Genomic DNA, 13,676 nt, shown 5'->3' on the forward strand with positions numbered 1-13,676 from the left:
GGTGTAGAGGTAGGTCGCGCTGTCGACCGGATCGAGGAACCGGTGCAGGCCCTCGCCCGAGCGGCTGTACTCGCCGGTGGCCCGCACGACGACCACGTTCGTCGCCGACAGGCCGCCGAGCGTGAGGCGGGCGCCGTCGTACTCGACGTCGACCTGCTGCCCGTTCACCGTCACCGACTCGACGGCGAGCCCGAGGAAGTCGAGCCACGTCTGGGCGGTGGTGGCGTCGAAGGTGACGGTCGTCGTGGTGGCGAACCCGGCCCGATCCTGATCTCGGGCGCCCGAGAGGTCGAGTTCGACGCGGTAGTCGTGGACGGTGACCGCCGCTGATCGCGCGGCGGTCTCGGAACGGGTCAGGTTCGCGGTAGGCACGGCTCGATCCTGCCAGCCGCGGCAGCCCGCCGCGGTACGGTCGCGCCGGCGGGGCTGTGCGCGCACTATCGGGCCATACGCACCCCGCGGGACAGAATCACGCCGAGGGCGATCATGCCGAGACCGAGGCCGAGGTGCAGCCAGTTGTCGGCGGTATTGAGCGGTACGAAATTGGCGTCGCTGTTATGGTCGACGAGTAGGCCGTACACCAACAGGACCAGATAGATCAGCCCGCCGCCGATCAGATACGTCCGTGAGTGAGCCGCACCGACCGCGGCGAGCACACCGGCGACGCCGAAGGCCAGGTGCACGACGTTGTGTAGCACCGACACCCTGAAGAGGCCGAGCAACTGGGCATGGGACTGGTGGCCCGCCCATTCGAGACTGCTGTAGTCGGTGGTGACGCCGGGAATGAATCCGAGGACGCCCCCCAGCAGGAAAGCCGCACCCACGGCCAGGGCGGCGAGCTGAATCGGCGTCCGCGCGGCCATCGTGTTACCGACGGGAGTGGACATGGCGTTGTCCTTTCATTGCGGTGGGCGGGCCGCACGGCGACTCGCACCATTCGGACACCATGCGCGTGCCCGGTCGGCGCCGGGGCAAACCGGACTCAGTACTGCGGATCCATCCCGCACCGGCTCGCGGACTGCGAGGTCGGGAGGTGGCCCTCGCCCTGATCGAATTGGTCATCCCTGACCCTCCCGCTTCGCGGACGACATCTAGGTCGCCGTCGCGTCGGTGGGCAGGCGGATCAGGCCGAGCCGATCGCACCGCCGTACCAACGGTGTGAGGATGCCCTCCGCCTCGTCCGTGCGGCCTACCTGCCGCAGCGCGCTCCCGAGCAGGAACCCCGCGCGCATCGCGGCCATCGGCCTGCGCTCGGGATCGATGCCGGCGAGCAGGATTTCGGCACGGTCGATCGCGAGCCGGTGCCGATCGGCGCCGGGCTCGGCCAGCAGCAGCCGGATCGCGGAATCCTCGTCGAGCTCGTCCACGGCGGTGACGATGCCGTTGTCGGCACGGATCCGGCGCGGTCGCAGGATCGCCGCGGTCAGGCCGGGATCCAGTCCGAAGCCGAGCCGCACGCGTTCGTTGTGCATCCGAGCGGCCAGACGGGGCAGGTCCAGGCGTTCGGCGTGCGCGGTCCCCTCGTCGAGGAGTTCGCGCGCGCCGTCGCGATCGCCGCGCAGCGTGCGCACCCGCGCGCCGACGGCGTAGGTCGCCAGCATGAAGTCGACACCGCCACCGCCCTCGTCGGTCAGCTCCCTGCTCTGGGCCAGCAGATCCCCGGCGGCGTCGAGATCACCTGTCTCGTACCGCAATTCACCGAGCAGGGCGCAGGCGAGGCGGGTCGCGTGGGCGGCGGGACCCATCGTGTCGCACGCGGTGTCGAGCGCGCCGGTGAACAGGTCCTCCGCGCCCGTGATGTCGAGCTGTTCCCTGGCCGCCAGCCCGGCGAAGCAGCGCCCGTAGACGGACAGGAACGGGCCGGTCGCCTCGTGATAGGGCGCCGCCCACAGCTGCCACCGCCGCGCCTCGGCGAAGTCGAAGCGCTGGATCGCCGCGTAGGTGGCGATATTGGCCGCGATGCCCGGGATCCGCGGCGTGAAGGCATCGGGCTGCGCCAGCGCCTCACCGATCAGGCCGTCCAGATCCGACACCCGGTCGGCGAACATCTCGCGGACGCTGATCGCGACGTCGGCCTCGGCGCGCAGCTCGGTGCGTTCGGGTTCGGCGGGCGCGGCCGCGGCCAGCGCGGTCTCGAATCGGGCGAGGGAGGCCGTGGTGGCCGCGGGCCTGCGCAGGACCAGGTCGACCCAGACGCCGAACAGCTGAATGCGAGGCCTGGCCCGGCACACACCGGCGGGCAGTTTGGCCAGGATGCCTTGCAGCATCACTATTCTCGACCGTTCCAGCAGGTAGCCCGCGCCCTGTTCGACGAGATCGGCCGCCCGATCCGGATCGTCCGCGGCGAGCGCGTGCTCGACCGCCTCGTTGAGCAGATGATGATGGGCGAACCAGTCCGCCGCCCGCAGGCGCAGCGGCGCGATATCCGCAGGCCGATCCTGAGACAGCCTGCGGCACAGGTATCCGGCGAACAACTGGTGATAGTGATACCAGTTCCGGTCCGGGCCGTCGGGCAGCAGGAACAGACCGCGGTCGGCGATGTCGGCGAGCAGGTCGGCGGCATCGGCGCGCCCGGTCAGCGCGGTGGCGAGGCCGCCGCAGATGCGCTCGCAGATCGAGGTCGTCATGAGGAAGTCGAGGGTGTCCGGATCGAGCCCGTCGAGCACGTTCTCGGCGAGGAAATCGCCGATGTCGGGGTGGACGGCGAGGCTGTCGAGCAGGTGCGCCGGATCCTCGCCCGCCCGCAGCGACAGCACGGTCAGCTGTAGCGCCGCGACCCAGCCGTCGGTGGCGTGGGCGAGCGCGGCGATCTCGTCGGCGGTCATATGCACACCGCCCGCTTCGGCGAGGAAGGCCCGCACCTCGTCGGGATCGAAACGCAAAGTGGCGGCGTCGATCTCGGTGAGCTCACCGTGGATACGCAACCTGCTCAGCGGGAGCGCGAGCCGGGTGGTGCTCGTGACGACCAGCGGCAGATGGTGGCAGCCGTGCTCGAGCAGGAACCGGACCGCCGCCACCGACGCGGGGCTGGAGACCCGCTGCCAGTCGTCGAGCACCAAGGTCACGCGCTGATCGCCGGTGTGCAATCCGTCGACGAGCGCGGTGAGCACGGCGCGGGTCGGGTCGTCGGGGTCGGCATCCAGGAGCCGGTCGAGGTCCTCGGCGAGTACCGGGACGGTGGGCCGGATCGCTTCGACGAGGTGGGTGAGGAACCAGGCGACATTGTCGTCGTCCTCGTCGACGGTCAGCCACGCCACCGCGGCGCCGTGCTCGACCAGCTCGTCGCGCCACTGCGCGGCCAGCGTGGTCTTGCCGAATCCGCTGGGGGCGTGGATGACGGTGAGCCGGGTGCGTTCGCTCGTGCGCAGGTGCTCGAGCAGCCGTTTCCTGGGGAGGGTTGCCCTGGCGGGCGTCGGCGGACGGTACTTCGTGGCGGGCGTCGGTGGGGCGGTGGTCCGCTCGTGCGGCCGTGGTGGGGGCGGCAGGGGGGCCGCGGCCGGACGCTGGGTGCTCGGGACGCGCAGCACGTCGACCGGTGCGCCGGTACTGCGCTGGGCCGCAACAAGTTCCGCGCCGAGCGCCGCGGCGCTCTCCGGCCGATCACCGGGTTCGGGGGCCATCGTGTGCTCGATGACGGCACGCACCTCGTCGGGCACATCCTGTTCGGTGAGATCGGGCCTCGGCTGCGCGGACACCCGCAGGAACTGCGACAGCACCTGCTCACCGACCCGCCGCTCGTAGGCGACATGCCCGGTGAGCGCGCAGAACAGGGTGGCGCCCAGGCCGTACACGTCGGCGGCGACGGTCGCGGGCGCACCACGCAGCACCTCCGGCGCGGCGAAGGCGGGAGAGCCGGTGACGATGCCGGTCGTCGTGCGGAACCCGCCCTGGATCCTGGCGATCCCGAAATCGGTGAGCTCCGGTTCGTTGTAGTCGCTGAGCAGGATGTTCGACGGTTTCACATCACGATGCAGGATGCCCGACCGATGCGCGGTCTCGAGCGCGCCCGCCATCTTCACACCGAGCCGCAGAATCGCCGCCCAGTCGAGCGGGCCGACGGTGTGGATGCGCTGCTCGAGCGAGCCGCGCGCGTGATACGGCATCACCAGATAGGGGTGCCCGCCGCGCGTGGTGCCCGCCTGGAAGACCGCGACGATATTCGGATGACCGGAGAGCCTGCCCATCGCCTGCTGCTCCCGCACGAACCGTTGCAGTCCGTCGGGATCGAGCTCGGCGGTCAGCACCTTCACCGCGACCACGCGATCCAGATCGGGCTGTGTGCAGCGATACACGACGCCGAAACCACCGCGGCCGATCTCCTCGGCCTCTTCGAAGCCCTCGGCGGCCAGCTCCGCCACGATGCCCGAAGCGGAGCTGCGCTGTGTCGGTTGGATGTCGGCCATGTCGGCTCGATTCGGTCACGCCCCCGGCGGTGCGCTGCTGCGATCGCCACTACCGAGGATATAACTCCGCGGGCAGGTACACCTCCTGCCACCAGGCGAGGACGCGGTCGACCACGGGGCCGGGATTCCTGACCCAGCGGATGTGGTCGTTGCTCGCGCCGGCGGGGACATCGGCGCTGCGGTAGTCCCACCGCGTGACCTGCCCCGGGGCGAAGAGATCACGCGCGAAGGCGTCGATAGAGCGGCGGGGTGAGAGGGTATCGTCCTCGAGCGATATCACCAGGGCCGGAGTGGCGATCGCTTCCGGTGCGGGGTACGGCGTGCGGCCGGTCAACACCATCTTGGCCCATTCGCGCATCATCGTGCGCGCCCCAGGCGCACCGAACGCCGGCTTGGGTAGATGGCCGAAAACGGAAGTCAGTAGGGGCACGAGCAGGGCCATGACGGCGACCGGCAGGCCGAAGTTCGGGAAGTGCCGGTGGTAGGGCAGCGAACCGCCGACCGTGACCAGACCGTCGGCGCGGGGGTGGGTGAGCTCATGACCCGCGGCGAGCTGAGCACCGAGGCTGTGGCCGAGAACGATGACCGGCCGGTCGGGTGTCTGCGCGCGGGCTTCGGCGACAGCCTGCGCGATGCCATCAATCTCGTCTTGATAGGACCAGTCGTTGCCACGAGAGGCCGGGGCCTCTCCCTTCTCGAATCCGCGACGCGGCAGCGCACGAGCGCTCCATCCACGATCGCTGAACGCCGCGACGAGCGGGGCGTAGAAACGGGAGCCGATCGCCATGGCGGGTGCGATCAAGACGATGGGCGAATCCGCCGGTGGGTAGCTCGACCTGGTCACTGGTGCTCCTTCGATGCTGACTCGGTGCCTGGCGTTCATTGACCGTGGGCAATACCAAGGCTAATGTAAGCGGCGAAAACATCTGGCAGCGGGTCTCGGTCTCCTGTGTCGAGTTGGTCGGTGACGATGCTCGCAAGCATTACACCCGACTGAGTGTTGGCACCGCTTATATTCGCATCAGCGTCGCAATTGCCGTCCCGAATCGGTTCCGAGCCGAAAGAGCGAAGGAGAGCGCGATGACGGAAATCAAGCCGGTCCTGGAGCCCGAGGCGGCGGAGTTCGCGAATGCCACCGATGCCCCGCCGTTCCTGTTCCAGATGCCGCCCGCCGAAGGGCGCAAGGTGGTCGACGAAGTCCAGGCGAGCGACGAGGATAAACCCGCGATCGACGAGGAGTGGATCACCGTCGAGGGTGGGCCGACCGGTTCGGTGAAGGTCCGCATCGTCAAACCCGCCGGGTCCACCGGCACCCTTCCGGTCATCTTCTATATCCACGGCGCCGGGTGGGTTTTCGGTAATGCGCACACCCACGACCGGTTGGTTCGTGAACTGGCGGTCGGCGCCGACGCGGCTGTCGTATTCCCCGAATACGACCTGTCTCCCGAGGCGAAGTATCCGACCGCGATCGAACAGAACTACGCGGCCGCGCAATGGGTTGTCGCGCACGGCGCCGAAAAGGGCCTGGACGCTTCCCGTTTCGCGGCGGTGGGTGACTCGGTGGGCGGCAATATGACCGCTGTCCTCACCTTGATGGCCAAAGATCGCGGCGATATTCACATCTCGCAGCAGGTCCTGTTCTATCCGGTGACGGACGCCGATTTCGATACCCAGTCCTATCGCCAGTTCGCCGAGCACTACTTCCTCGCCCGCGAGGGCATGAAGTGGTTCTGGGACCAGTACACCGAGAACGACGCGCAGCGCGAGGAGAACTACGCCGCCCCGCTGCGTGCTTCCGTCGACCAATTGCGTGGTCTGCCACCGGCATTGGTGATCACCGGTGAAGCCGACGTGCTGCGTGACGAGGGCGAAGCCTACGCGGCCAAGCTCCGTGCGGCGGGTGTGCCGGTGACGCAGGTGCGCTTCGGCGGGATCATCCACGACTTCGTGATGATCAACGCGATGCGCTCGACCCAGGCGGCGAACGCCGCCATCAAGCTGGCGCAGGACACCCTGCGCGCGGCGCTGCACTGATTCCGTCGGGCCGCTGTCGGTCTGATCCCATCAGCGCGTGTCGCGTGGGCTGAGCCGGATGATCGGGACGGTTCGGCCCGCTCGGCCCGCCTCCTGGCGGTAGGGGATGTAGGCCGGGAAGACCCGGTCGGCGATGGTCCAGAGTCGTTGGCGCTCAGCCTCGTCCTCTATCTCGGTAGCCCGCATCGGTGCCCCGCCGAAGACAACATCGGGATTGGCAAGAAGGTTGTAGTACCAACCGGGGTTGATTGCGCTGCCCGCGTTGGACGCCACGATGACGAAGTGATCGCCGTCCATGAAATAGATGATGGCGTGGCGTCGCCGGGCTTTCGTTCTCGCTCCCTCGGTCTCCAGCACCGCGGTCGGGAAGACCAACGTCGTCGCGAGGCGGCCGCGCGAAAGGCGCAGGAGCAGCGGATCCAGCTTCCACGCGATGTGTCGAGAGATGAGTCGCGGCAGGCGGCCCGCGGCGAAGGCCGAGTAGGCCCGGACGAACCAACCCGGCCTGCTTGTCGGGTCGACCGGACTCGAACGAAAAGTGTGTGTTCCGGTGGTACCGGCGACGAAGATCTTCATAGCGTTCCCCCGCTCAGCATTGAACTACTACAGAGAATCGTTTTTAATTGCTGCCGGTTCGTGCGGGTTTTGTGTGTGTGGCAATCACCGATGAGTTTCGAGCGCGCAGGAGGTCTACACGGTTATGAGGCGACTGAGCTACGGGATCGGCGTGTCCCTGGACGGCTACATCAACGACCGCGACGGCAACATCGACTGGACCGACCCGGACGACGAGCTACACCAGTTCCACAACGACAGGTACAGCGCGATCGAGGTCTCGCTGCACGGCCGCCGGCTGTACGAGTTGATGGCCGAACACTGGCCGCACGTGCCCGAGACCGCGTCGCCCATCGAGCGCGAGTTCAGCAGACTCTGGACGGAGAAACCCAAGGTCGTCTTCTCCCGGACCCTCACCGAGGTCCACTGGAACAGCACCCTGGTCAGCGAGAACGCGGTCGAGGAGGTCCGCAAGCTCAAGGCCGGCGGCGATGGCCTCATCGAGGTCGGCGGCGCGAGCCTTGCGGCCTCACTGATGCCACACGGCCTCATCGACGAGTACCAGCTGTTCGTCTCTCCGGTGATACTCGGCGGCGGCACCCCGATGTTCCCCGCACTGGACCAGCGCATCGGCCTCCGATTGGTCGAGACGAGGCACTTCGACACCGCGGTGATGCTGCGCTACGTCGCCGACTGATATTCCGCATGAACGTCACCGCCGAACAATTTCCAGTAGAAGGCGTTCATCTTCGCGGCGGCAGGTGCGTGCCGGGCGAGGATCGCGGCCACATCCGGCGACACCTCGTCTGGGATGCGACCAGCGGCGCACTGAACTACGTATTCGTTGCGGGCGACCGGGCCGCCGCTGGTCGGCGTCGGTATTCCGCAGACATCGGTCACCAGCCAGTTGACCAGCCGCATGGCGGCGTAGTCGGCGTCATGGGTGGCGTGACGTGCGGCGAAGTCGCGCTCGGCGGTCGACAGGTCGAAACGCGGCGAGGTAGCCAGCCCGAAGTCGCTGAGATAGATCCGCTCCCCGTCGCTGCGCACATTGCCGAAGTGCCCGTCCATGTGCAGCAGCTCCCGATCGGCCAGAAACGTAACGATTTCCGACAACTGCTGCGCGACGGCGGCGGCCTTGCCCGCCGGGTCCTCGCGCAGCCACTCCGCCATCGAGTGCGGAATATACTCGCAGAACAACATGAGGCTCGACGATGCGGCGGCCAGCGCTTCGAGCCGGGTACGCACGGCCGGGCAGCCGCCCTGAGCGGCAACCACCGCATCGATGTCGGCGTGCTCGTCGACGATCGGCGATCGGCCGGGCAGAACCCGCCAGTGGTAGAGCATCGGGAACGCCTGTGTCTCCCCGGCCAGAACGCCGTCGGTGACAACGATATTCGCGGCCAGCTCGCGCCATGCGTTGAATCCAGGGCCGCCGATGCCGTACTGGCAGAACACCGGCAGGTCGAACAGATTCGCGGTCGAGCCCCGGTGAGCGAGCTCCCGATCGGTCAGCGGGACGCGCTTGGCGAACACCGCCACCCCGTCGACGTCGAGGACTGCGGAGTCCCCACCCACTCCCACACCGTTGGACCGGCCCATATCCACAAGCTCCGCGAGCTCGAAGTCGCTGCGGGAAGCCAGGAAAGCCGAAAGCCTCTGATGGCGGACGCTCCTGGCAGCTGTCATCACACGATTCTGCCATCGACCGGGTGGTTGACTCGTGCCCAGCGGCGGTCCGGGTTCGTTGGCCCCGGCTAGTTGGTGCCGCTCAGCGCCATACCCGCACCGACTCCGATGATCAAGGCGGCGACGGCGAAGGCTGCGGCATGCAAAAGCGAAACCATCTGTCGGAGCGTAACTGCGCGGCTCGAACGACGAATCGAAAAGGCGTGCAGCGGGGCCATTCAGTGGACGCCTGCGGCGCGGTCTTGACCGATCGGAGCACCCAGGGGTGCCGGTGTCGTAGCCCCCTTCCCCGGACTCCCGGTCACCATGCCCCGATAGACCGTCTCGGCCAACACTTCTGGCCCCGCGTCGAATCGGCGCGTGGCAAGGGTTGGACCGTGACGTAGGTGTGCACCCCGGACCGTCGCGGTGCGTACGTGCGAGGCGTACGACAGTGGTACTCGCAGACGGCTGGTTTTGGTGGGTGAGAGCTCCCCGGGTCGGGCTCGTCGGTGACGACCAAGGAACGGCCCACCTGGGGGCCCGGGAAACGAAACGGCAGCTCGCGTCCGCGCTCGGGAGCGTAGACCGCTCCTGGCGTCAGGACGACCGCTCGGCGGTGGAGCACGCCGAGGCGATACGGGTAGGGTGACCCCTACGGTGCGAACAGCTCTTCTCTGTTTCGTACCCAGGCCCTCGGTCAGCGTTGGCGCGCTGCCGGGGGCCGTTCTTTCGTGGGCGACGTTACACCCCAAAGCTATTGACGAGCAACCGTGCTCGCGCCCGGTGACCCGCGGCCTACGCCGCACCCCTTGGATATCGAGCCCACCGCCTTGCCGGCGATTGCGGACTCACAGATCTGTCACTCGAGAGTCTTTTCTTCGGCAGGCTGAGCGGTGTGCAGGTGGGAGGTGTCGGCGAGGCTGACCAGAGTTCGGTTGCGCCAATGGTCGTCGAGCCGCAGGTGGGTGATTGCGCCCGGTGTGGTCGAGAACGACGCGAATCCGATTGCGTTGACATGGATCTGCATCCAGGTGGTGATGACGAACGTCAACGCGTATCCGTGGGTGACGACGACATGGTCGTGGACGGTGTCGGCCATGAGCTCACGCAGGCATGACCCGACCCGGGTCGCGACTTCGCGTCGGGTCTCGTCGCCGGGAATGGGGCCGCGGTGGTCGAGTCGGTTGTTGTCGGGTGCGGGAATCTGCCGCTGCGCCAGCCAGGCGTTCGGTTTGCCCTCGGCCGCACCGAAGCTGATCTCCCGAAGTCGCGGGGTGGCGTCGACGGGGATATCGAGCGTGGCGGCGATGATCTGTGCGGTTTCGGTGCAGCGAGCGAGGTCGGACGTGGTGATGCGCATCGGTCGGAGCGGATCGCGGCGGCGGTGCAACTCCTCGGCGACCAGGTGTGCGTCGCGTCGCCCGTGTGGGGTCAGGTGCGAGTCGTACCATCCGCCGACAAGGTTGTGTTGGGTATGTTCCGCGTGTCCGTGGCTCACCACGTAGACGTCCTGCACGACCCCTCCTCGTTCCCCGATCGGGCCACCTACTGTGCCAGCCCCTTGTTTCTGCGGATGATCCCGCGGCAGCGCCATTCCAGGAGGATCACGGCGAGGCCGAAGAAGCGGAAGGCGGGGTTGGTGGTTTGGCGGTGGTGGTAGCGGTAGTAGATCTGCTGGCAGATCACGGCGAGGCGGAACAGGCCGAAGACCTCGTAGAAGGACCATTCGCGATCGGTGAGGCCGGTTTCTATTCGGCGGCAGTAGTATTCGACCACTTCGTCGCGGGTGAGCATGCCGGCGGTGTGGGTGGGCTGGCGGCGGAAGAATGTGAAGGCGGCGTTGTCGTCGGCCTGGACCCAGTAGGCGAGGGCGCCGCCTAGATCCATCAGAGGGTCGCCGATGGTGGCCATCTCCCAGTCGAGCAGGCCGATGGGGCGGGTCGGGTCGGCGCGGTCCAGGACGATGTTGTCGAAGCGGAAGTCGTTGTGGATCAGCACCGCTGCGCGGTCGGGCGGCTGGTTGGCGGCCAGCCAGGTCATGACGGGTTCGAAGGATCCGACATTGCGGGTTCGGGCCCGGCGGTAGCGGTCGGACCAGCCCGAGACCTGCCGGGCGACGTAGCCGGGGCCCTTCGACATCCAATCCAGTCCTGCGGCAGCGGGATCGATGGTGTGCAGGTCGACCAGAACGTCGAGGACATTGGTGCACAGCGTGCGTACCTGCGGGGTCGTCAGGGCGAGCCCGGGTGGGAGTTCCTTGCGGGGGATGAGGCCGTCGAGGCGTTCCATCAGGTAGAAGGGCGCGCCGAGCACGCTGTCGTCCTCGCACAGCGCCACCGTCGGCGGTGCGTAGTCGAATACCGGGCCGAGGGCGGTCTGCACGCGGTACTCGCGCGCCATGTCGTGCGCGCCGTCGGCCCGGTGCCCGCCGGGTGGCCTGCGCAGGATGAGGTCGCGGTCCGGGTACTGCAACAGATAGGTCAGATTCGAAGCGCCACCGGAGAATTGGCGTACCTGCGGGTTCTCCGCGAGCGACTCCTCGTCCAGCTCGGCGCTGAGCCACGCCGACAAGGCCGCGACGTCGAAGGCGTCCTCGGCACGCACATCCCGTGCGTCCGAGACGGTGGGGGAGTGGGTCATGTCAGCTTCCTCACGATGGACAGGGGCAGCACCTTCATCGCCACCGAGAGCGGAACCCACGGCCACGCCGGGACATACGCGACGGTCTTGCGCGCTTCGATCGCGCGCACCATCGCCCTGACACCGGTCTCGGTGTCGACCATGAACTTGGCGCGATCGGCCTGGGCCTCCGTCATCTCCGACCGGATGTAGCCGGGACAGATCAGCGAGATATCCACGCCGGGAATCTGTTCCGAACGCAACCCCTCGGCGAGCGCTGCCACCCCGGCCTTGCTCGCGGCATACGTGGTCATCGACCGCCGCATGCCCCGCACCGCGGAGAACGAGGAGATGAGCACCAGATGCCCCCGGCGCTGCGCCCGGAACACGGCCAGCGCGTGCTCACTCTGCGACAGCGCCCCGACGAAATTGGTGAGCGCGGTCCGCCGGTTGGCCGCGTGCCCGCCGGTGCCCAGCGCGGCACCATGGCCGATGCCCGCATTCACGACAACCCGGTCGAGCGTGCCGAATTCGGCCCGGAACTTCTCGAACACCGTCTGCACGGCGGCATCGTCGGTGACATCGAGCGCCGCGGTGTGCACGACGATCCCAGGATGGGCGGCGAGGAGTTCGGCGCGCAGTGCATCGAGCCGATCCACGCGCCTGGCACACAGCCCGAGATCGTAACCGCGAGCAGCGAATTGGCGCGCCATCTCCGCCCCGAGTCCGGAACTGGCGCCGGTGATGACGATGGTGCTCATCGGGAAGTCCCCTTGTCGTCCGCGGTACGGCGGCCCATACCCATCAACTGCCGGTCGTAGAGCGGGCGCAGCAGCCGTTTCGTCCAGTACGCCCGGCGCCCGTCGGTATCGGTGAGCACCAGGAAACGGCGCGCGTCGATCCCGGCCAGCGCGGCCGCCGCGATGTCGTCGGCATCCAGCGCCGCACCGTCGATCAGACTCCGGGCGACCTTGGTCATCAGCGGATCGGCATCGCTCAGCGACGCCGCCAGATTGGTGCGGAAGAACGACGGGCACACCACCGAGACGTCGATGCCGTGCGGGGCGAGCTCGTAGCGCAAGCTCTCGCTGAGCGCCACGACCGCAGCCTTGGCCGCCGAGTAGGACGCCATGGCAGGCGGATGCACGAGCCCGGCCAGTGACGCCGTGTTGACCAGATGACCCGCGCGCTGCGCCTTGAACATGGGCGTGAACGTCCGGCAGCCGGTGGCGACACCGAGGACATTGATGTTCATGACCTGTGCCCACTCGTCGTGGGGGACACGGTCGATCCGCCCACCGGCGGCGATACCCGCGTTGTTGACGAGAATGTCCAGCCCGCCCAAGCTCTCCTGCACGGTGGTGCGTGCCCGCACCCAGTCGTTCTCGGAGGTCACGTCCAGCCGGAGATACGACGCACCCGCCGGGACCACAGCGTCCTCGGCCAGATCGGTGACCACGACGCGGTCACCCCGCCCGGCGAACCGCCGGGCCAGTGCCGCACCGAGACCGGACGCGCCACCGGTGATCAGAACCCTGGCCATGGGTCACCGCCCCTGCGTGTATTTGGCGAGCTCGAGCCGGCCGACGACATCCAGATGCACCTCGTCGGGCCCGTCGGCCAGCCGCACTGCCCGCGCGGTCGTCCACGCGGCCGACAACGGCACATCATCGGACAGCCCCGCAGCGCCGTGGATCTGCATGGCGAAGTCGATGACTTCCTGCGCCATCATCGGCACGTGCGCCTTGATCTGGCTGATCTCGCTCAGCGCGCCGAACGCGCCGACGGTGTCGAGCTTCCACGCCGCATTGAGCACCAGCAGCCGGGCCGCGTCGATCGCGATGCGCGCCTTGGCGATTCGCTCCCGGTTGCCGCCCAGCCGGGCCAGCGGCCTGCCGAACGCCGTGCGCTCCACCCCACGGGCACACGCCGCCGCGAGCGCGGACTCGGCCAGCCCGATCAGCCGCATGCAGTGATGAACGCGGCCGGGACCGAGCCTGCCCTGCGCGATCTCGAACGCGCGACCCGGCCCGAGCACGATGTTCTCGGCGGGCACGCGCACATCGGTGAACGACACCTCGCCGTGCCCGAACGGCTCGTCGTAGCGGCCCATCGCGGGCAGCATCCGCTCGATCCGCACTCCGGGAGTGTCGACGGGGACGAGCACCATCGTGTGCCGACGATGCTTCTCGGCCTCGGGATAGGTGAGGCCCATGAAGATGATGACGGCGCAGTCGCGATGGCCGATCCCGGTGGTCCACCACTTGCGGCCGTTGATCACGACGTCCTCGCCGTCGAGCACGGCGGTCGCCGCCATATTCGTCGCGTCGGAGGACGCGACGTCGGGTGGGGGCCAGCCGAACGCCCCAACCCAGGTGCCCGCCCTCACCCGGT

At 68.1% G+C, this 13,676-nt stretch carries 12 protein-coding genes and 1 pseudogene; 2 read left to right on the forward strand and 11 right to left on the reverse strand.

The window, feature by feature from the left end; genetic code table 11:
- From ACFWPJ_RS02745 to ACFWPJ_RS02760, 4 genes and pseudogenes are all read right to left on the reverse strand, one after another.
- Positions 1–372 (reverse strand): annotated as a pseudogene (locus ACFWPJ_RS02745) (aminopeptidase N); the annotation flags it as partial.
- A 65-nt stretch (positions 373–437) separates the two neighbouring features.
- Positions 438–887 carry a DUF4383 domain-containing protein gene (locus ACFWPJ_RS02750; protein ID WP_378846251.1) on the reverse strand — a complete coding sequence of 150 codons (450 nt, stop codon included), beginning with the start codon at positions 885–887 and terminating at the stop codon, positions 438–440.
- Positions 888–1,091: 204 nt separating this feature from the next.
- Positions 1,092–4,403: a protein kinase gene (locus ACFWPJ_RS02755; protein ID WP_378846254.1), complete on the reverse strand. Its 3,312-nt coding sequence runs from the start codon at positions 4,401–4,403 to the stop codon at positions 1,092–1,094.
- Positions 4,404–4,452: 49 nt separating this feature from the next.
- Complete coding sequence (locus tag ACFWPJ_RS02760) at positions 4,453–5,247, reverse strand: alpha/beta fold hydrolase (RefSeq protein WP_378846258.1); 795 nt, start codon at positions 5,245–5,247, stop codon at positions 4,453–4,455.
- Between the two features lie 236 nt (positions 5,248–5,483).
- Between ACFWPJ_RS02760 and ACFWPJ_RS02765 the strand changes: the two genes are divergently transcribed.
- Entirely contained in the window at positions 5,484–6,437 is a 954-nt protein-coding gene (locus ACFWPJ_RS02765; protein ID WP_378846260.1) for an alpha/beta hydrolase, read from the forward strand.
- A 30-nt stretch (positions 6,438–6,467) separates the two neighbouring features.
- On the opposite strand, the gene ACFWPJ_RS02770 is transcribed toward ACFWPJ_RS02765, so the two are convergent.
- Entirely contained in the window at positions 6,468–7,013 is a 546-nt protein-coding gene (locus ACFWPJ_RS02770; RefSeq protein WP_378846263.1) for a nitroreductase/quinone reductase family protein, read from the reverse strand.
- A gap of 124 nt (positions 7,014–7,137) precedes the next feature.
- On the opposite strand from ACFWPJ_RS02770, the gene ACFWPJ_RS02775 reads away from it, so the two are divergent.
- Positions 7,138–7,689 (forward strand): dihydrofolate reductase family protein, encoded by a 552-nt coding sequence (locus ACFWPJ_RS02775; RefSeq protein ID WP_378846266.1) that lies wholly within the window; start codon positions 7,138–7,140, stop codon positions 7,687–7,689.
- Here the strand turns inward: ACFWPJ_RS02775 and ACFWPJ_RS02780 are convergent.
- From ACFWPJ_RS02780 to ACFWPJ_RS02805, 6 genes are all read right to left on the reverse strand, one after another.
- Entirely contained in the window at positions 7,674–8,570 is an 897-nt protein-coding gene (locus ACFWPJ_RS02780) for a serine/threonine protein phosphatase (RefSeq protein WP_378846268.1), read from the reverse strand. The genes ACFWPJ_RS02775 and ACFWPJ_RS02780 overlap by 16 nt on opposite strands.
- A gap of 952 nt (positions 8,571–9,522) precedes the next feature.
- Positions 9,523–10,257, reverse strand: coding sequence for a histidine phosphatase family protein (locus ACFWPJ_RS02785; protein WP_378846271.1), 735 nt, complete (start codon positions 10,255–10,257; stop codon positions 9,523–9,525).
- Complete coding sequence (locus tag ACFWPJ_RS02790; RefSeq protein ID WP_378846273.1) at positions 10,209–11,303, reverse strand: phosphotransferase family protein; 1,095 nt, start codon at positions 11,301–11,303, stop codon at positions 10,209–10,211. Before ACFWPJ_RS02790 ends, ACFWPJ_RS02785 begins: the two co-directional genes overlap by 49 nt.
- Entirely contained in the window at positions 11,300–12,043 is a 744-nt protein-coding gene (locus tag ACFWPJ_RS02795) for an SDR family oxidoreductase (RefSeq protein ID WP_378846276.1), read from the reverse strand. Before ACFWPJ_RS02795 ends, ACFWPJ_RS02790 begins: the two co-directional genes overlap by 4 nt.
- Positions 12,040–12,825: an SDR family NAD(P)-dependent oxidoreductase gene (locus ACFWPJ_RS02800; RefSeq protein WP_378846278.1), complete on the reverse strand. Its 786-nt coding sequence runs from the start codon at positions 12,823–12,825 to the stop codon at positions 12,040–12,042. The genes ACFWPJ_RS02795 and ACFWPJ_RS02800 overlap by 4 nt, the downstream gene beginning before the upstream one ends.
- Positions 12,826–12,828: 3 nt before the next feature.
- Positions 12,829–13,676: acyl-CoA dehydrogenase family protein (locus ACFWPJ_RS02805; RefSeq protein ID WP_378846281.1), on the reverse strand; the 848-nt coding region annotated here is incomplete at its 5' end.

Source organism: Nocardia sp. NPDC058497 (assembly GCF_042720195.1).
In the GTDB taxonomy this organism is placed as follows: domain Bacteria; phylum Actinomycetota; class Actinomycetes; order Mycobacteriales; family Mycobacteriaceae; genus Nocardia.